General features: G+C 60.8%; 18 protein-coding genes. 3 read left to right on the forward strand and 15 right to left on the reverse strand.

Annotated features, from left to right (window positions below; all coding sequences use genetic code 11):
* Nucleotides 1-22: 22 nt before the first annotated feature.
* The 9 genes from ispG to trmJ form a co-directional block, all read right to left on the reverse strand.
* Nucleotides 23-1,141 (reverse strand): flavodoxin-dependent (E)-4-hydroxy-3-methylbut-2-enyl-diphosphate synthase, encoded by a 1,119-nt coding sequence (gene ispG / locus AC1RQI_RS05945; RefSeq protein ID WP_481904034.1) that lies wholly within the window; start codon nucleotides 1,139-1,141, stop codon nucleotides 23-25.
* A 41-nt stretch (nucleotides 1,142-1,182) separates the two neighbouring features.
* The gene (locus AC1RQI_RS05950; protein ID WP_481904035.1) at nucleotides 1,183-2,148 is read right to left on the reverse strand and encodes a RodZ domain-containing protein; all 966 of its coding nucleotides are present in this window, start codon (nucleotides 2,146-2,148) and stop codon (nucleotides 1,183-1,185) included.
* Complete coding sequence (gene pilW / locus AC1RQI_RS05955) at nucleotides 2,141-2,914, reverse strand: type IV pilus biogenesis/stability protein PilW (protein ID WP_481904036.1); 774 nt, start codon at nucleotides 2,912-2,914, stop codon at nucleotides 2,141-2,143. The genes AC1RQI_RS05950 and pilW overlap by 8 nt, the downstream gene beginning before the upstream one ends.
* 56 nt (nucleotides 2,915-2,970) lie before the next feature.
* Nucleotides 2,971-4,098 (reverse strand): dual-specificity RNA methyltransferase RlmN, encoded by a 1,128-nt coding sequence (gene rlmN, locus AC1RQI_RS05960; protein WP_416634688.1) that lies wholly within the window; start codon nucleotides 4,096-4,098, stop codon nucleotides 2,971-2,973.
* A 32-nt stretch (nucleotides 4,099-4,130) separates the two neighbouring features.
* Nucleotides 4,131-4,562 (reverse strand): nucleoside-diphosphate kinase, encoded by a 432-nt coding sequence (gene ndk, locus AC1RQI_RS05965; RefSeq protein ID WP_481904037.1) that lies wholly within the window; start codon nucleotides 4,560-4,562, stop codon nucleotides 4,131-4,133.
* Nucleotides 4,563-4,630: 68 nt separating this feature from the next.
* On the reverse strand, nucleotides 4,631-5,806 hold the full coding sequence (locus AC1RQI_RS05970; RefSeq protein ID WP_481904038.1) for an aminotransferase class V-fold PLP-dependent enzyme: 1,176 nt from the start codon (nucleotides 5,804-5,806) through the stop codon (nucleotides 4,631-4,633).
* A 41-nt stretch (nucleotides 5,807-5,847) separates the two neighbouring features.
* Nucleotides 5,848-6,333 (reverse strand): Rrf2 family transcriptional regulator, encoded by a 486-nt coding sequence (locus AC1RQI_RS05975; protein ID WP_481904039.1) that lies wholly within the window; start codon nucleotides 6,331-6,333, stop codon nucleotides 5,848-5,850.
* A 60-nt stretch (nucleotides 6,334-6,393) separates the two neighbouring features.
* Nucleotides 6,394-7,200 (reverse strand): serine O-acetyltransferase, encoded by an 807-nt coding sequence (gene cysE, locus AC1RQI_RS05980; RefSeq protein ID WP_416634692.1) that lies wholly within the window; start codon nucleotides 7,198-7,200, stop codon nucleotides 6,394-6,396.
* Nucleotides 7,193-7,987, reverse strand: coding sequence for a tRNA (cytosine(32)/uridine(32)-2'-O)-methyltransferase TrmJ (trmJ, locus tag AC1RQI_RS05985; protein WP_481904040.1), 795 nt, complete (start codon nucleotides 7,985-7,987; stop codon nucleotides 7,193-7,195). Before trmJ ends, cysE begins: the two co-directional genes overlap by 8 nt.
* Nucleotides 7,988-8,170: 183 nt before the next feature.
* Between trmJ and AC1RQI_RS05990 the strand changes: the two genes are divergently transcribed.
* Nucleotides 8,171-8,974: an inositol monophosphatase family protein gene (locus tag AC1RQI_RS05990; RefSeq protein WP_481904041.1), complete on the forward strand. Its 804-nt coding sequence runs from the start codon at nucleotides 8,171-8,173 to the stop codon at nucleotides 8,972-8,974.
* Between the two features lie 13 nt (nucleotides 8,975-8,987).
* Here the strand turns inward: AC1RQI_RS05990 and secF are convergent, their stop codons facing one another.
* The 5 genes from secF to queA are packed head-to-tail and all read right to left on the reverse strand — an operon-like array spanning nucleotide 8,988 to nucleotide 14,365.
* Nucleotides 8,988-9,944, reverse strand: a complete 957-nt coding sequence (gene secF, locus AC1RQI_RS05995; RefSeq protein ID WP_481904042.1) for a protein translocase subunit SecF — start codon at nucleotides 9,942-9,944, stop codon at nucleotides 8,988-8,990.
* Between the two features lie 10 nt (nucleotides 9,945-9,954).
* A complete protein-coding gene (secD, locus tag AC1RQI_RS06000; protein WP_481904043.1) occupies nucleotides 9,955-11,808 on the reverse strand; it encodes a protein translocase subunit SecD in 1,854 nt (617 codons plus the stop codon).
* 27 nt (nucleotides 11,809-11,835) lie between these two features.
* A complete protein-coding gene (gene yajC / locus AC1RQI_RS06005; RefSeq protein ID WP_416635604.1) occupies nucleotides 11,836-12,192 on the reverse strand; it encodes a preprotein translocase subunit YajC in 357 nt (118 codons plus the stop codon).
* Nucleotides 12,192-13,295 (reverse strand): tRNA guanosine(34) transglycosylase Tgt, encoded by a 1,104-nt coding sequence (gene tgt / locus AC1RQI_RS06010; RefSeq protein WP_481904053.1) that lies wholly within the window; start codon nucleotides 13,293-13,295, stop codon nucleotides 12,192-12,194. Before tgt ends, yajC begins: the two co-directional genes overlap by 1 nt.
* A 14-nt stretch (nucleotides 13,296-13,309) precedes the next feature.
* Complete coding sequence (gene queA, locus AC1RQI_RS06015; RefSeq protein ID WP_481904044.1) at nucleotides 13,310-14,365, reverse strand: tRNA preQ1(34) S-adenosylmethionine ribosyltransferase-isomerase QueA; 1,056 nt, start codon at nucleotides 14,363-14,365, stop codon at nucleotides 13,310-13,312.
* A 237-nt stretch (nucleotides 14,366-14,602) separates the two neighbouring features.
* Between queA and AC1RQI_RS06020 the strand changes: the two genes are divergently transcribed.
* Together AC1RQI_RS06020 and AC1RQI_RS06025 are read left to right on the forward strand one after the other, a co-directional pair.
* Nucleotides 14,603-16,135, forward strand: coding sequence for a BCCT family transporter (locus tag AC1RQI_RS06020; protein WP_416634698.1), 1,533 nt, complete (start codon nucleotides 14,603-14,605; stop codon nucleotides 16,133-16,135).
* Nucleotides 16,136-16,295: 160 nt separating this feature from the next.
* A complete protein-coding gene (locus AC1RQI_RS06025; RefSeq protein WP_481904045.1) occupies nucleotides 16,296-16,754 on the forward strand; it encodes an ATPase in 459 nt (152 codons plus the stop codon).
* Between the two features lie 13 nt (nucleotides 16,755-16,767).
* Here AC1RQI_RS06025 and pbpC read toward each other — a convergent pair whose 3' ends face one another.
* Nucleotides 16,768-19,107, reverse strand: a complete 2,340-nt coding sequence (gene pbpC / locus AC1RQI_RS06030) for a penicillin-binding protein 1C (RefSeq protein WP_481904046.1) — start codon at nucleotides 19,105-19,107, stop codon at nucleotides 16,768-16,770.

Genomic DNA, 19,107 nt, shown 5'->3' on the forward strand with positions numbered 1-19,107 from the left:
TCGCGTGGTTGCCCGCCCGCGATCAGCCCTTGGCGATGATGGCGTCTTCTTGCGCTTTCTTGCGTTCCACCCGTTCCCGGATTTCACGCTCCAGGTCATCGACCAGATTCTCTTTGTCGATCTTGCGATCCTTGTCCCCGTCCTGATACATCAGGTGCTGGGGGGTACCGCCGGTGATGCCGATATCCGCTTCTTTCGCCTCACCAGGCCCATTCACGACGCAGCCGATCACGGCCACATCCATGGAGGTATTCACGTCCTCCAGCCGGGATTCCAGCTCGTTCATAGTGCCGATCACATCAAAGTTCTGGCGCGAGCAACTCGGGCAGGCGATGAAGTTGATCCCGCGCGTGCGCAGCCGCAGACTCTTGAGGATGTCAAAGCCAACCTTGATCTCCTCAACCGGGTCCGCAGCCAGCGAAATGCGGATGGTATCACCAATCCCTTCCGCCAGCAGCATCCCAAGCCCAACGGAAGACTTCACCGCCCCGGAACGCAGGCCACCGGCTTCGGTGATGCCCAGGTGCAGGGGCTGTTCAATCTTATCCGCGATCAACCGGTAGGCCTGAACGGCCATGATGACATCGGAGGCCTTCAGACTGACCTTAAAGTCCTTGAAGTCATACCGTTCCAGAATCTCGATATGGCGCATGGCCGACTCCACCATCGCCTCAGAGGTGGGCTCGCCGTATTTGCGCTGCAGATCCTTCTCCAGCGAGCCGGCATTGACACCAATACGGATCGGGATACCGTGGTCCTTGGCCGCATTGATCACGGCACTCACGCGTTCTTCCTTGCCGATATTGCCGGGATTGATCCGCAAACAGTCAACTCCCAGCTCTGCCACCCGCAGCGCGATCTTGTAGTCAAAATGAATATCCGCCACCAGCGGCACATTCACTGCAGCGCGGATCTTGGCAAAGGCTTCCGCCGACTCCATGTCCGGGACCGAGACCCGTACAATATCAGCACCGACTTCCTCCAGGCCCTGGATCTGCGCCACTGTACCCTCGACGTCGAGCGTATCCGTATTCGTCATGCTCTGAACGGCAATGGGCGCATCCCCTCCTACCGGAACCGACCCCACATGGATCTGGCGGGATGGCCTGCGCTTGATGGGAGACTCTTCGTTCTTAAGCATCGTTGTGATCCTGCCACTCTCTGCGGCTGCCCCGGCAGGGCTCAGCCATTGGCTGTTTCAAGTACAAACTGGGTACGCCCCCCGCTGACGGGGTACTGGTCAAGATCCACCGGATCCCCCCTGAAACGGACCCCGGCAACCGCATCCACGTTCCCCAGCAGTACCTCGAACGGCTCAGGGCCCTCATAATCCACTCTGTCGCCTTTCTGGGCAAGCGTGACCACGACCCGTTCGCCGTTACCATCGACCACCTCAACCCAGCAAGCGCCATCGAAGGTAATGAGCAGTGATGCCTCACCGTTATTGGGGGCAGGCGTTGTATCCGATCGGCTCTCAGTCACGCCTGCCTCTGTGGCCGGCGTGTCCACCGTTTCAATCGGCCCGGAAAGCCCTGGCTGCGCCTCCGTAGCGGTCCCGGCAGTTGCTTCCTGGTCAGCGGCCACCCCATCTGTTCCAGCCTGCTCAGCTGACGCCGTATCGGGTTCGGAAGTCGACTCGGCCCCCAGTTCATCACTGCTTTCCGTTGCCGTTGATGTCTCTCCCGCTTCCGAGGTCGTATCCACAACGTCGCCGGCTGAATCAAAAACCCAGGGCCCATACTGATAGACCAGCCATCCCAGGACGAGCACCGTGATCGTCGTAATGAGCGCAACACCTATACGACGCCTGCGCACTTTCCGCTGATGTATGATTTCCGTGGGACTGAGCTCCTTATGCTCCTCGCGCTGACGATAGGGCTCAAGCTCCCTGTCCAGCCGTGCGACCAGGTCGTCACCATCCTGATCCGTCAGCCGCGCATAGGAACGAACATACCCTTTGAGGAAAAGGTCCACGGGCATGTCTTCGTAGTCGCTTTCCTCAATGGCCTGAATGATTGATGGCCTCAGATGCAGCTGATCCGCCACATCCTGCCGCTCCATTCCATGCCGTTCACGGGCGGCCCGCAGCTGTTCGCCCACTGGCTGGGGGGTCGTTTCACCGTTGTGCGCACTGCCCTCTTCAGTCATCTGTGACCATGGTCCTGTATTGCTGGTGTGCCTCGGAATCCGGGAAACGCTCACGCAGCTGGCGCGCAAACTCGGATGCTTTGTCGTCATCTCCAGCCTCGCGCGCCAGTCGAATCCCGGCAAGCAACGATTCCGGAGTATGCGAGACCCCATTGGAGCGTTCAATACGCATGGTCAGCCGGCGGTACAGCGAACGGGCTTGCGAATAGTGCCCGGCTTCAATCAGGGATGTCACCGCGCCAATGTGGGCTGTGACATTGCCACGCTGCAGCTGCATGGCCCGTTGGTAGGCGTTGGCCGCTTCCTCATGCCGATCGAGTTGGCTCGCGGTACGCGCAAGATTGGTGAAAATCCCGGCCCGACCATCGAACTCGGTATCCTTGGATGCTTTCCGAAACTGCTTCAGCGCTTCTTGATATCGGTTCTGGTTATACAGAAAAACGCCGTAGTGGCTCCGGCCTCGAGTGTAATCAGGGTCCAGCTCAAGTGCCCGCTGGAAGCGTTCCTCCGCCAGCTCCAGTTCGCCCTGCTCCTGGCTGATCAGGCCCTTGGCGGCAATGGCGGGAGCACTCTCACTGTTGATCTCAAGCGCGCGATCCAGGTGGTGGCGGGCACGGCCAAAGTCCTCATTCTGGATGTAGGCGAGGCCCAGCCGGACATAGTCCCGCTCCGCCTCCTCCGGATCCCCGGAGGCAAACGCGCCCTGGCGCTGCGAGACACAGCCCGCTATGACCATGCACAGAATCAGCACTGCGGAAACTCGCATCGCGTCTGCTATGAATCGCCCTGGCATGGAGTCAGTCATCCTCCGGTTGTTCCTGTTCAGCTCACCTCCTGGTGAACCGGAATATAGCGCTCGCTGCGGCGTGTACGATCCTCAAACTGGCCAACAAGCTGACCACAGGCGGCGTCGATATCATCGCCACGCGTCGTCCGCACGGTTGTAATATAGCCTGCCTGGTTCATGATGTCCTGAAACCGTTTAACCGCATTGCCGCTGGGGCGCCGGTAATCACTTTCGGGAAACGGATTGAACGGGATCAGGTTGATCTTGCAGGGCACATCCACCAGAAGCTCAGCCAGCTGCTGGGCGTGCTCAGGCTGATCATTGACTCCTTCTATGAGGGTGTACTCAATCGTTGCCCGACGCCTGTCCCCAAGCCCGGACAGGTACTGTTTGGTCGCCGACAGAAGCCGTTCAATCGGGTACTTGCGGTTCAGCGGCACAAGCTCGTTCCGCAGCTCATCATTGGGGGCATGGAGTGAAATGGCAAGTGACACGTCAGAAACCTCGCCCAGTTTCTCCAGAGCCGGAATCACCCCGGAGGTACTCACGGTGACCCTGCGCTTGGAGATGCCATAGGCCCAGTCATCCATCATCAGGTCCATGGCATCAACAACGTTGTCAAAATTCAGCAACGGTTCGCCCATACCCATCATCACCACATTGGTAATGGGCCGTTCCTTGGTTCGATCAAACGGCATGAAGGTGCGCAGCGCCGCCCACACTTGGCCGATAATCTCGGCCGACGACAGGTTGCGGTTGAACCCGCGCTTGCCGGTGGAGCAGAAGCTGCAGTCCAGGCTGCATCCAACCTGGGAGGACACGCACAGGGTGCCACGCTCGCCGTCCGGGATAAGCACCGCCTCGATGCTGTTACCCTCGGCCATGCGCATGACCCACTTGCGCGTGCCATCACTGGAGGTTTCATCCAGCAGCACCTCTGGCCCCCGGATCTCGGCGATCTCGGCAAGCCGGGCACGCAGTGTCTTACTGACGTTGGTCATGGACTCAAAGTCGTCCACCCCATAATGGTGGATCCACTTCATCACCTGGCCGGCACGGAATTTCTTTTCGCCGATATCGACGAAGAACTGTTCCATTTTGTGCCGTGGCAGGCCAAGTAGATTGACCTTCTCGGCTGAGCTGGGATCGCCTGTGTTGCTCATGGTCGGGTACCTTCTTTGCCCCCGCGCCGGTCTTAAAGGGTGCGCGGACAGATCTCGCTGTCGTTAAAGAAATAGGCAATCTCGCGCTCGGCGGATGCCTGGGAGTCGGATCCGTGCACCGCGTTGGCGTCGATGGAATCCGCATAGTCGGCGCGAATGGTGCCTGATTCAGCTTCCTTGGGGTTGGTCGCGCCCATCAGTTCCCGGTTGCGATCAATCGCATTCTCACCTTCCAGAACCTGGACGATCACCGGACCGGAGGTCATGAAGCCGACCAGGTCCGGAAAGAAGGAGCGCTCACGGTGTTCCGCGTAGAACCCTTCCGCCTGCTCCTGGGTCATATGGATCATCCGGGCAGCCACGATCCGCAGTCCCGCATTCTCAAAGCGGCTTTCAATCTCGCCGATCAGATTGCGGGATACAGCATCCGGCTTGATGATCGACAGGGTGCGCTCAGTAGCCATGTAATGAAACTCCTGTTATGGGTAATCGGTGGAATCCGGGCGGAATTATACGCACCTCACGCGCAAAGTCACACCGTCGTGCGACGCGCGGCGCCCCGCTCGCGAAGCCGAACCACGGCCTCCGTAATACGCTCGGCAGCTGTATCAATCTGGGACTCAGTGCTGAACCGGCCCAGGGAAAACCGCAGGGACGCCTGAGCCATCTCTGGAGAAAGCCCTATGCCCTGAAGCACATAGGAGGGCTCGGTGGTTGCGGATGCACAGGCAGAGCCGGATGACACGGCAATGCCCCGCAACGCCAACAACAGGGACTCGCCATCCACGCCCTCAAAGGCAATGTTGATGATACCGGGAACACGCGCCTGATCCGGACCGTGAACATGGACACCCTCCAGCCCGTCAAGCGCGCTCACAAAACGGCTACGCAGCCCCTCCAACCACTCCGCTTCGCTTTCGCCCTCCTCCAACGCCAGCCCAAAGGCATGCCCCATGGCCGCAATCTGGTGCGTTGGCAGGGTGCCGGAGCGCAAGCCGCGCTCATGGCCGCCACCATGCATCTGGGCCTCGATCACCACCTCAGGAGAGCGGCGCACATACAGGGCACCAACCCCTTTGGGTCCATAGACCTTATGGGCCGAAAGCGCCATCAGGTCCACCGGCATCCGGCTTACATCCAGCACCATCTTGCCCGCTGCCTGAGCTGCATCCACATGGAACAACACCCCACGCTCGCGCAGCAGGGAACCAATACTGGCAATAGGGTTGATGCTGCCCAGCTCATTGTTCACCGCCATCAGCGAGACGAGAACCGTGTCTTCCCGAAGCGCCGCCTCGACCTGTTCCGCGGCAATACAGCCGGTAACGTCCGGCTCCAGCCATGTAACCTCGAACCCACGCTCTTCCAGCCACTGAAAGCAATCCACCACCGCCTTATGCTCAATAGACGAGGTTATGACATGCTTGCCCAAAGCCTGGTTGGCCATGGCCGCACCCTTGATGGCCAGGTTGTCGGATTCCGTAGCCCCTGAGGTCCAGACCAGCTCCCGACTGTCCGCGCCGATGAGCTCGGCCACCCTGGCTCGGGCCTGCTCCACCGCCGCCTCGGCCTGCCACCCTATGGCATGGGACCGGGACGCTGGATTGCCGAAAATGCCGTCCGGTGTCAGGTATTGCTGAAGGGTTTCCGCCACACGCGGATCAACGGGCGTGGTGGCAGCGTAGTCAAGATAGATGGTCTGTGTCATGGGATCGTTTCGCTGTTGAGGACCGTCCGAGCGGAAACCGCTCAGACCCCGGCTGGACGGGCATCGCCCGCGATCACGGCGGTTTCGCGCTGGCGTTCGTCCTGACGCTGGGCCACCGCCTGGATTTCCGGTTTGTCACGGAGCTCGGCAAGACTGATGCTGCTGAGAAAACGATGGATCTCATCCCCGAGATCCGCCCACAGGTAATGCGTCAGGCACATCTCGCCATTCTGGCAGTCAGCAGCCCGATTGCATCGTGTGGTATCCAGCGACTCGTTTACCGCATCCACAACATCCGCCACGAATATCGCGTCTTCCGGGGCCATCAGACGGTAGCCGCCGCCCGGGCCCCGCACGCTCGTGACGAGGTTGCTCCTGCGCAACCGGGAGAAAAGCTGTTCCAGATAGGACAGCGATATGCCCTGGCGCTGAGAGATGTCCGCAAGGGACACAGGCCCACTCCCAGCATGGAGCGCCAGATCCAGCATCGCGGTAACAGCGTAGCGTCCCTTGGTGGTCAGCTTCATGATCGGAGTCCGGTTGCGCTGACTGTTTGGTCTTGATTATCAATTACCCAAGTAAAACAGTCAAGTATTTGACCGGGAGCTCTCCCCGTCCGCCGCCTGGTCACGCCCTTCCGAGGGCACATCGCCACAATCGAAATCCAGCGGCAATGGTGGCATCTCGGTAGAGCCACGATAACTGTCCATCTGCTTCAGAGCCTGGCACATGGATTCAATGCGCTCATCCACCACATGCATATGATCCAGCATGCTGCGAATGGAGCGTGCGATGGGATCCGGCATGTCCTCGCTCAGGCCGTAGGCATCGAACCCAATCTTCTGTTCCATGGCCTTGCGCCGCCCGTCTTCGGGCTCTTCCTTGCGCGTGACGATGCGGCCCGGAATGCCAACGACAGTAGCACCGTCCGGCACCTCCTTGGTCACCACGGCATTGGAGCCGACCTTGGCCTCATCGCCAATCATGAAGGGGCCCAGAATCTTGGCGCCTGCCCCGACCACAACGCCGTCGCCCAGTGTTGGATGGCGCTTGCCATGGTTCCAGCTGGTACCGCCCAGCGTGACCCCCTGGTACAGCGTCACGTCGTCGCCGATCACGGTTGTTTCACCAATGACCACGCCCATGCCATGGTCAATGAAAAACCGTCGCCCAATGGTCGCACCGGGATGGATTTCCACCCCTGTCAGCCAGCGAGCAAAGGTGGAGAGGGTGCGTGCGAGCCACTTGAAGCCCCACTGCCACAGCCGGTGATTCATTCGATGGAAAAGCAGCGCGTGCAACCCCGGATAGTTGGTCAGAACCTCAAACGCGTTACGCGCCGCCGGATCGCGGTGAAAGACGCTCTGGATATCCTCGCGCAGACGATCAAACATGATTGCCCCTATCTTGGGACCGGGCCAGCTTATCAACGCTGGTCAGGATTCCCCTGAGTATGTTCATTTCCATGCGGTCCGGGTGAGCTCTCTGAAACAACCGACGCATTCTTACCATCAATTGTCGCGGACGCTCCGGATCATGAAAACCGGTGGTCGTCAGCGTCTGCTCCAGATGCCCCATCAGCCGCTCCATGTCCTCGGCTGTCGCGGGCAGCTCATCCCAGCCGGCATCCGCTGGTGATTCGGTGCTCTGCCAGTGGGGGTCGGTAGCGCCGGGTGCATCGAACAGGCTCTGCATCCGCACTTCGTAAAGCATAACCTGCACCGCCATCGCCAGGTTCAGGGAGCTGAATTGCGGATCCGCTGGAATCTGAACGTGGTAATGGCAGCGCCACAACTCCTCGTTCGACAGCCCGTTATCTTCACGCCCAAACACCAGAGCGACCGGCCCCGCACGCCCTTGCGACAGGACCCGGGCACCGCAGTCCCTGGGATTAAGAATGGGCCAGGTCAGGCTGCGCGAGCGGGCACTGGTGCCGATCACCTCCACACAGTCAGCGATGGCTTCCCCCAGCCCTTCAACGACCCGTGCACGCTCAAGGACGTCGTCAGCGCCGGAAGCACGAACCCGAGCCTCTTCATCAGGAAAGGAAGCTGGTGACACCAACACCAGCTCCGCCACCCCCATGTTTTTCATGGCCCGGGCTACAGCACCGATATTACCGGGGTGTGAGGGCTCAACGAGCACAACCTTGAGGCCTTCAATAACCGGATACTCCGACATGTCACCTTCCACCCGCCCGGGTATGCATTGCCAAATAAGGGACGCATCCTAGCATGAGCACTCCCTCGGCGGCAGATGGCTCACGGGTTTCCCTGACGTTCACCGATGCCGATCAATCGTCTTAAATGGCGTTTTCTGGTATAGTCCACCGCCCATCTCAAATCGGACCCGACTGGTAACCTGATGCAGCCAGCAATCAAAATGGCCTTGCGTGCGGCAAGGCAAAACAGCGATTTTCTCAAGGATCAACAAGCCCGCCTGGATGCCGATAGCAAGGCTCCAGAGGCAGTGGTTCGCACGGTGCATGCCATCGAACACCGCGTTCATGAACGCACCGATGACCTGCTGAAACGCTCCTACAAGGACCACTGGATCGCCCCCGCCGGCGAGGTGGAGGCGGGTGAATGGTCCCAGAGCTGGCACGTTTTCCCCATCCTGGGAGAGCGCAACTTTGCCCGCGGTCTCCCGGAGTTCGCGACGGCTCTGTTGCAGAAGATCAATGACCGGCCGGAAAACCTGGTTGTCCTCTGCCCCCTCACGGGCGAAGAATACGCTTTCAGCCGTGGCTACGGGGCGGTTCTGAACAGCCAGCGCATCCGAGCCCGGAGCAGCCAGCACCTGACCGATACCTTGATCAGTTGCAACCTGTTCAATCGTCGGAACAAAGGCGAGGACAGCGGAGTGTGGATGGATGTGGCCGGCTCATTGGTGAGTGAAGGTGCGGACCTGCAGTACAACGGCTGCAGTGTACTGGATATAGCAAGAGTTGCGGGTGGTTACCTGGACGCAACCGTTCTGGCGACCGACCAGCGGCATGAGCAGGTGATGGCGAGTCTGATCAGCCAGGAAGCCGGAGCCGTGGGGGGCGACCTCAAAGGCAACCCCCTCGGACGTAAAGCCGGGGAACTGGTGGTGGCCAATAACATGCTGTTCCGCGAAATCCTGCAGCAGAGCAAGGCTTACCGGCAACGCATGGGGAGCGCCTGAAGGCGCCCCATCCTCACTCCATGCGCTTGAGCCACTCGGGCGGCTCTTCTTCTTCCGGCTGACTGCCCTCCGCTCCCTCTTTCTTCGGCACATAAAGATCATCCCGGTTGACCTTCAGGGCCACCAGCAGGTTTGCGGCCACATAGATCGAGGAATAGGTCCCCACCAGAACGCCTATGAACAGCGCCAGCGCGAAGTTGCGGATCATCTCCCCGCCAAAGATCAACAGTGATACCAGCACCACCAGGGTGGTCCCGGATGTCACCAGCGTGCGCAGAAGCACCTGATTCAGTGACACATTGATGATCTCTTCCGACTCCCCCTTGAGGATCCGGCGGAAATTCTCGCGGATCCGGTCCGATACGATGATGGTATCGTTAAGCGAGTAGCCAATCACAGCCAGGAGGGCTGCCAGGACCGTCAGATCAAAGGTGAGCTGGAAGACCGAGAAGATCCCGAGAACGACCACCACATCATGTACAAGCGGAACCACGGAAGCGAGACCGAACTTCAACTGGAACCGCATCGCCACATAGATGAGCACTACGAAAAACGCCAGAAGCAACGCAATACCGCCCTTCTCGCGGAGTTCCTTGCCCACTTGACCACCCACATACTCGGAACGCTCAAGCGTGATCCCGGCATTGCCGTTAAGCGCGGAAACCACCTCTTCGCCCACCGATTCATCAAAGGCCGCAGGCAGCCGGATCAGCACCGAGGTGTCCGAGCCAAAGTTCTGAACCATGGCGTTTTCATAGCCTGCAGACGCCAGCTGGCCGCGCACCTCTGGCAACGCCGGCGCCTCAGCGTATTCCAGCTCCACCAGGCTGCCGCCGGTAAAGTCCAGCCCCAGAGCCAGCCCCTTCACACCAAGGCTTACCACAGCGCCAAGAACAAGAATGATCGAGAGCGCGGCGGCAACCCGCCGGAAGCCCATGAAATCGATACGGATCTTTTTATCTTCACTCATTCGATCACCCTCAGATGGATAGAGCCTTGAGGTCGCTGCGTCCGCCAATGCTCGCATTGACGATGGCGCGGCTGACCATGAGGGCCGTGAACATGGATGTCAGTATGCCGATCAGCAACGTGACGGCGAAACCTTTGACCGGACCGGTTCCCACGGCAAAGAGAATGCCGGCGACGAGAAATGTGGTGACGTTCGCATCAAAGATGGATACGAAGGCCCTGTTAAAGCCCGCATTGATCGCGGACTGGATCGGGAGCCCTTCACGCAACTCTTCCTTGATGCGCTCGAAGATCAGCACATTGGCGTCCACCGCCATGCCAACCGTCAGCACAATCCCCGCGATTCCGGGCAGTGTGAGAGTTGCACCCAACATTGACATAGCAGCCACCAGCAACGTCAGGTTGACGACCAGCGCGATGTTGGCGAGCAGACCAAAGGCCTTATAGATCGCCAGAATCATCAGCGCCACCAGCACGAAGCCGAGAATCACCGAATTGATGCCCGATTCAATATTCTGCTGGCCGAGGCTCGGCCCGATCGTGCGTTCCTCCACAAAGTACATCGGCGCGGCCAGCGACCCCGCGCGCAGCAGCAACGCCAACTCGGACGCTTCCGCCACACTCTCCAGGCCGGTGACCCGGAAGTTACTCCCCAGCGTGCTGCGGATCGTGGCCAGGCTGATGATACTGCGATCGGTCTCACGCACACGTTCGGTAACGGTCTTTCCGTCCACCTGGCGCTCGACCTCCTCACTGCTGTGCTCGATGAACAGGACCCCGAGCTGACGCCCGACCGCATCCCGGGTCACATCCTGCATCCTGGCGCCACCGGGTCCATCCAGGGTGATGTTGACCTGGGGCTGACCGTTCTGGTCAAAGGACTGATTTGCCTCCGCAACGTTGTCACCCGTGATGATGACCTCGCGCTCCAGTTCCGCCGTGCGGTTCGGGTTATTCCGGAAGGAAAAGGTTTTGGTACGCGCGGTCGAAGCGTCGGAACGAGCTTCAAGACGGAACTCCAGGTTCGCGGTGGAGCCCAGAACCCGTTTGGCTTCGGCGGTGTCCTGCACACCGGGAAGCTGAACCACAATCCGGTCGCTTCCCTGCTGCTGTATCAGCGGCTCCGCAACACCCAGCTCATTCACCCGGTTGCGCAGAGTGGTCAGGTTCTGATCAAGCGCATGTTTGCGGATTTCGCTGGCCGACTGCTGATTCAGCGTCAGTTCCAGCAGAAAATCGTCACCCTCAGTCCGGTAACTCTCGCGGAACTGCTCGTACTCGGAGCTGACCAGGGACGCCGCCTCCTCCCGCGCTGATTCACGCGGAAAAACGAGCCGAAGCTGCCCCTCCTTGGCCTCACCGCCACGATACCGCACGCCCTTCTCCCGAAGCTTACGCTTGATCTCGCTGGCAAAGACATCCAGACGGCGATCCACCGCCGCTTCCATGTCCACTTCCATCAGGAAGTGGACACCACCACGCAGGTCCAGCCCCAGGTTCATGGGCGTCGCCCCAATGGCCCGCAGCCAGTCAGGCGTCGTCGCGGCGAGACTCAACGCAGCCACATAATCGGAGCCCAGCGTCTCCTGGAGTACCGAGCGTCCACGCAGCTGAGCGTCACTGGAGTCAAAGCGCAGCATGGCCGAGCCATCATCCACAACCGGATCCCGGTATTCGACTTCCGCCTCCTTCAGGGCCTGCTCAGCCTTATCCATCAATGCGTCATCAACACTAACGGAGGCGCTGGAACCACTGATCTGAACAGCGTAATCGTCGGGAAACAGATTGGGGAGCGCGTAAATGATTCCAAGAAGAACCACCACCGAGACCAGGAGGTTCTTCCAGAGGGGGTATCTATTAAGCATCGGTGATCCTTGTGCGGAACCGGGAGATCAGATGTCCTTGAGCGTTCCCTTGGGCAGGGCCTGGGTCACGGCCTGGCGCTGTACTTTGAGCTCAACACCATCGGCAACCTCCAGAACAAGGTAATCGTCGGTCATTCGTGCAATACGACCGGCAATACCGCCGCCCGCCACGACTTCGTCGCCCTTGTCGAGACCTTCAACCAGCGCTTTGTGTTCCTTGGCACGCTTGGATTGCGGACGCCAGATCAGGAAATAGAAAATCAGGATGAAGCCGCCGAAAAGCACGACCTGGGAAATCACGCCTGGCCCACCCTGGGGCGCGGCAACGGCAACCGCCGGCATCAAAGCCAGCAGAAGAACCATGAGCGAACGAACGCTGAACATCATCGGGCTACTCCGCGTAACTGATAGAACCTGTCAATGAAGGTCGCCAATGTACCTGCTTGGATAGCCTCACGCAATCCAGCCATCAGCGCCTGGTAGTAATGCAGGTTGTGAATGGAGGCGAGCTGCGCCCCCAGCATCTCGCCGCAGCGGTCAAGATGGTGCAGGTAGCCGCGGGAAAAATGGCGGCAGGTGGTGCAGTCGCACATCGGATCAAGCGGGCCGGTATCATGCCGGTGACGCGCGTTGCGGATGCGGACCACCCCCTCATGGGTAAACAGGTGGCCATTGCGCGCATTGCGGGTCGGCATCACGCAATCGAACATATCCACGCCGCGGCTGACCGCCTCCACAATGTCCTCCGGGCGCCCCACCCCCATCAGGTAGCGCGGGGCATCCGCCGGCATCTCCGGTTCCAGAGCCTCAAGAATCCGGTGCATCTCCTCGCGTGGCTCGCCCACGGAGAGCCCGCCAATGGCATAGCCTTCAAAACCAATGGCCTTGAGCCCTGCCAGCGACTCCCGCCTCAGGGTTTCGTACATGCCCCCCTGAACAATACCGAAAAGTGCGGAGCGGCTATCCCCATGGGCTTCCCGGCTGCGCTGGGCCCACCGCAGGGACAGGTTCATGGAGCGCCGGGCCTCCTCTTCCGTGGCAGGGTAAGGCGTGCATTCGTCGAAGATCATGACGATGTCCGAGCCCAACGCTCGCTGGACCTGCATGGACTTCTCGGGGGTAAGCTCCACCTTCGAGCCATCAATCGGGGATTTGAAGGTGACACCGGCTTCGGTGGTCTTCGTCATTTCGGAGAGACTGAATACCTGAAAGCCGCCGGAATCGGTGAGCATCGGACGCTGCCAGCCGGCAAAATCGTGCAGGTCGCCATGCGCTTCGATCACCTCCGTGCCCGGGCGCAGCATCAGGTGAAAGGTGTTGCCCAGTATGATCTCCGCGCCGGTCGCCTCCAGGTCCCGCGGCAGCATGCCCTTGACGGTACCGTAGGTCCCCACGGGCATAAAGGCCGGGGTTTCGACGGTGCCGCGGGGAAAGCTCAGCCGGCCACGCCGTGCTGCCCCGTCATTGGCCAGGTGCTCAAAATCCATGAAAGAACGGCCAGTCATTCGCACGCCTCCGCCGTAACCGCATCGGGATGAGGAAATACCAGCATGGCATCGCCATAGCTGAAGAAGCGGTAGCGTTCCCTGATCGCCGCCTGATAGGCATTCAGGACCTGCTTGCGCCCGGCAAAGGCGCTCACCAGCATAATGAGCGTGGATTCGGGAAGGTGGAAATTGGTCACCATGGCATCAACGCTCTGGAACCGGTATCCCGGGTAGATGAATATCCGGGTTTCGCCTGCAAACGGCTCAATGTGGCCTTCATGGGACGCGGATTCCAGTGCCCGGACGGCCGTTGTGCCCACGGCCACCACGCGACCACCGCGCTCGCGCGTGCGCCTCACGGCATCCACTGTGTCCTGGTCCACGGCCAGCCATTCCTGGTGCATCGAATGGTCACGGATATCCTCACTGCGCACCGGCTGGAAAGTGCCCGCGCCCACGTGGAGGGTTACGAAGGTGCGCTCGATCCCCCGCCTGGCCAGCGCTTCCATGATCCCGTCGGTGAAGTGCAGGCCCGCTGTCGGCGCCGCTACCGCGCCAGGTTTCTCGCCGAAGACCGTCTGGTAACGCGCCTCATCCGTCATCTCATCAGGCCGGTCAATGTAGGGGGGCAGGGGCATATGGCCAACCGCCTCCAGCACCGTCATCACGGCCTCGTCCACAAAGCGCACCCGGAACAGCCCCTCTGGTGTGTGCTCGTCCACCACCAGGCAATAGCCCCCTTCAAGGGTGATCCCGGTTCCGGGCCCCGGCGTCCGCGAGACTTTCAGGTGCACCAGTGCCTCATGGGACGCCAGCACCCTTTCAACCAGCATCTCCACCTTGCCACCCGAGGCTTTCTGGCCGTAAACCCGTGCCGGAATCACCCGTGTGTCATTGAAAACCAACAGATCGCCGGGCGCCAGTAGCTCGGGCAACTCCCGGAACCCATGGTGGGATACCGCCTCCTGCGACCCATCAAGCCGCAGCAGACGGCTGGCTTCCCGTTCGGGCAACGGGTAGCGCGCAATCAGTTCATCAGGAAGGTCAAAGTGGAAATCGGAGCGCTTCATCAAACGGGCTATCCATCAGGCGATGTCTGAGCGCGAAATGGTACCGGAGGCGATAGCGCCGGGGAAGCATTGACGGGGTTGCACCGGCAACCCGCGCGCGCCGGCAGCGGATCCCCGCATGGCCTTTCCTGGCCAGTGCTTGCCCTGGGGAAACGTACGCGCATTCCCGCACGCACCCGCTTCCCTGGAATGCTACCATGCAGCGTTCAGCCAACCGTCAATGGAGGCTACCTCACTTTGCATCAACTGCGCCGGATGGCCCTTTTCATCGTCTCCGCAACCGCGATCATCGCACTGCTTGCATTCGCGACCCTGCAGCAGGAGCTCGCGCGCACGGTGTTCAAAGGCTTACAGGACTGGTTCTCCCACAACACCGGCTGGCTGCTGATCTTCATCATGAACGCCGCGCTCCTGTTCGCCATCTATCTGGTGTTCAGCCCCCTGGCGCACATCCGTCTCGGTGGCAAGGATGCCAGGCCCGAGTTCAGCCGCCTGGACTGGTTCGGCATGCTCTTCGCCGCGGGCATGGGCATTGGCCTGCTGTTCTACAGCGTTTCCGAACCCCTCCAGCACTATGAAACCTTCAGGCCCTTTGTTGGCAACAACGCCGACACCGCCCAGCTCGCCATGGAAACCACGTTCCTGCACTGGGGGCTGCATCCCTGGGCCATCTATGCCCTGGTTGGGCTGACTCTGGCTTATTTCCACTTTAACGCCAATCACGCCCTGAGCTTTGACGCCCCACTCAAGGAGCTGTTCAGCCGCAAGCGGGCCCAGCGCATTGGAGCCGTGGCAAACTTCGCAGCCGTTACCGGCACGGTTTTCGGTGTCTGTACCTCGCTGGGGCTGGGTACCAGCCAGGCCTCCGCCGGTATTGCTCACATCACCGGCTATGAATCCGGCCTCTGGCTGCAGATGCTGCTCATTGCGATTGTCTGTGGCGTGGCCCTGGTGTCGGTACTCACCGGGCTCAGCAGCGGGGTCCGCCGACTGAGTAAACTCAACCTCCTGCTGGCCGGCGGCCTGATGCTGTTCGTGCTTATTGCCGGTGAAACGGTGTTCGTTCTCAAGGCACTGGGGCAGCATATCGGAGGCTATTTCAACGACCTGCTGACACTATCCACCTGGAATGAAACCTACGAAGGCACCGACTGGCAGTCGTCATGGACGGTTTTCTACTGGAGCTGGTGGATCTCCTGGTCGCCCTTTGTGGGCATGTTCATTGCCCGTGTATCGCGGGGGCGCACCATCCGTGAATACCTTCTGGGTGTCCTGCTGGTGCCCTCGTTCTTCAACTTTGTATGGATGACCGTTTTCGGCGCCAATGCGCTGCATCTGGAGCTTTTCCAGAACGCCGACTTTGTCAATACGGTGACAAACGCCCCTAATGCCAGCCTGTATAACTTCCTGGACTTTATGCCGTTAAGCACCGCAACTACCGGCATCGCGATCCTGGTGGTCCTGGTATTCTTTGTCACCTCCGCCGATTCCGGGTCCCTGGTGGTGGCAACGCTGACGTCCAACGGTCGCGACCCAAGCTGGCAACAACGGCTTTTCTGGATGACGACCATTGGGCTGGTAACAGCAGTACTGCTGCGAGCAGGCGGCCTGAATGCCCTGCAATCCGCCACAATTGCCAGCGGCCTGCCGTTCGGGCTCCTCCTGCTGACGTTCATTCCAGCGCTTCTCATTGCCCTGAGAAAACCCTATGTGGACCAGCGGACCCACGTCCGCATTCCCCGGGACCAAGCGGGCCCTGACCAGTCCTGAAACAGCGCAGACACGGGAGGCGCCTCTACGATGCCCGCGCCTCCCGTTTCTCGGCCCCAAACCTCAAAACTGATGAGCATGATCAATACAGCGACCGGGCATAAGAAGGCACACTGTCGTGTTACGTTGCCGATAAGTGTCACTACAGGAGAACCGGACAATGGAAATCAAAACCTTTGAGGACCTCATAGACTGGACCCGTAACCTCCATGGCCACCTGGCGCGCTGCCTCGCCGAAAGCGCCACCGAACATGAAGAGACACGCGCCCGCTCCCTGCTGGACTACCTCGCCACCCATGAGGCGGAACTGGAAAAAATCGTGGAAGGTTTCGAGTCGAACGGCGACCGTAAGGCACTCCAAACCTACGTCTATGACCTGTTGGGCAATCACCCTATCCAGACCCACCGAACTTGCGATCGCCCCTATACGAAGCTGGATTTTGATGGCATCAGTCGTGAAATCTTCGATTTTCACGACCAGGTGATCAGCCTCTACCAGTACCTGGAAGAGAAAGCCGAAATCCCGGAAACACGGGAACTGGTGAACAACCTGCTGAACCTGGAGCGCCACGAAGCCATGCGGATTGCCCGTGAGGTAGGACGCATGCAGGACGTTTAGCAACAGGGCGGGCTCAGGGTCCCGCCGTAATCAGCTCCACGCGCAGCGGGATGCGGTCACTACGGCCCAGATCATCCACAACGCGCAACTCGAACCGCCCCGGTCGCGGTCGCCAGAACAGCGGCTCGTCCGGTTCCGACCGTCCCAGGAACTGGTCGCCGACAAACCAGAATAAGGCGCGCGCATCCGCATCCGCGCTGGCTTGCAGCGGAATCTTTTCCTGGCCCAGGCGGTCAGGGCGCAGCGCGTAGGTGACCGTTGATTGAGGCGTCAGGATGCTGGGCTTGTCGCCGGTTGCGGCCGTGTCAGCAAGCGAGCATTCCTCCTGGAACGGGGGCGGTGTGCGCCGGGGCAGGCCCGCCTGGCGAAAAAGCGCCAGCAGGTTGGAGGGCCAGAACTCATAAACGCGCTTCTCCAGATCATCGCCGCGCTGGCCCGGACAGGCCCGGCGACCGGTATCCGGATCAATGCGGACTTCACGGTAGACATTGGAAACCCGGATCGGCGATACGCCCGGAATAAACCAGGCCCGGGTGGTTTGCGGGCAGTGTTGTCCGGGCAGATCCCCGGTGGGTTCGCATACCGGTACACGACGGACATTCAATCCCTCAGGCGACGGCGGCGTGGCGTCTACACCCCGTGCTCGCAACGCATCCACGAGACGGAAAAACAGCGGCGCCGCCGCCTTACGCCCCACCAGGGATGGATTGCTCGCGCCGTCGAAATGCCCCACCCAGACGGCCACCACATAGGGGCCCACCAGCCCCACGGACCAGGCATCGCGGAAGGCGTAGGAGGTGCCGGTTTTCCAGGGAATGCCAATACGGTTGTCGCGACCGGACCATTCACGGCGGCCGGGACGCGGGTTGTCGGCGAGCATGGCCCGTGTGATAAAGGCCGCTTCCCCACTGAACAGCCGCTGTCCGGGCCGGAGTTTGGCGTTGTCCTGGAGAAAGGCCAGCTCGTGCTGGCGGCCCCGATTGGCCAGGGCCGCATAAAGGCGAACAACCTCCTCCATCGTGACTTCAATGCCGCCAAGCGCAATGGCCAGACCATAGAAGCCGCGGGGCTTCATGTTGCCGATGCCCGCCTGTTTAAGAAAGCGGTAGAAATCCGGCTCTTGCAGCTTCGACGCCAGATGCAGGGCGGGCACATTGCGGCTGTAGATCAGGGCGTCCCGGGCGAGCACCGGACCGGTGAAACCACGGTCAAAATTTTCCGGTGTATAGGCCCCATAGCGGACCGGTGCATCCTCCATCAGGGTCATGGGGTGAATCAGCCCCTGATCCAGCGCCAGCGCGTAGATGAAGGGCTTCAGCGCCGATCCCGGTGACCGCCGCGCCGCCGTGCCGTTCACCTGGCCGGCAATGGCGTCGTTGAACCAGTCCGCCGAGCCCACCAGGGCGCGCACCGAGACGTTCCGGGAGTCCACCACCATGACGGCGGCATTGTTGAGCCCTTCGTCCCGGTTCGCGGCCAGATGGTCGTCGACGGCATTGCTCGCGCGCTTCTGAAGCGCCGGGTCCAGGGTGGTATGCAGGCGCCCTTCCGATTGCCCTTGTTCCAGCAAACGATCCACGAAGTGTGGCGCCCGGAAGGGCAGGTCATCCCGCTCCCGCGCCGGCAGGGACGTGGCTACTCGCGAGGCCAGATTGGCGTCGTCCGGATGCGCACCCACCCAGCGCTCGAACAGGCGCTGCCGCGCCTGAATCAGGGCCTCGGGATCGCCACTGGAGCGTGGCTTGCGCTGGACGGGGTTCTGGGGAATCACGGCCAGGGTCAGCGCTTGCAGGCGGGTCAACTCATCGGCCGCCTTGTCGTAATAGATCCGGCTGGCGGTACCCAGTCCCTCCACATTGCCGCCATAGGGCGCGAGGTTGAGATAGGCTTCGAGAATGTCATTCTTGTCGTAATGACGCTCGAGCTGAAGCGCTCTCAGGATCTGCACCAGTTTGCCCGGCAGCGAAGAGGAGTCGATGCCGAAGCGCAGGCGAGCCAGCTGCATGCTCAGCGTGGAGGCCCCCATGACCCGGTCACCGGTAACATAGGTGGTCCAGGCGGCGCGTACCAGCTGCACTGGATTGACGCCGGGGTGATGGTAGAACCATTCATCCTCGTAGAGCAGCGTGGCTTCCACGGCGGCCGGTGCCATGTCATCCAGGGCGGTGCGCAGGCGGTAGCGCTCGTCCTCCGCCAGGGTCAGCCGCAACAGCTCGCCCTTGCGGTCGAACACGGCCGTGGAGAAAGCCGTGTCGCCATACAGTGCCGGCCGGGGGCAGACCCACCAGAGGCCCGCCACCAGGACCGCGCCGGCGAGCAGTACCGCCGTAATGCCGCGACGCCGAGCCCTCAT

The organism is Salicola sp. AFF1 (assembly GCF_056783195.1).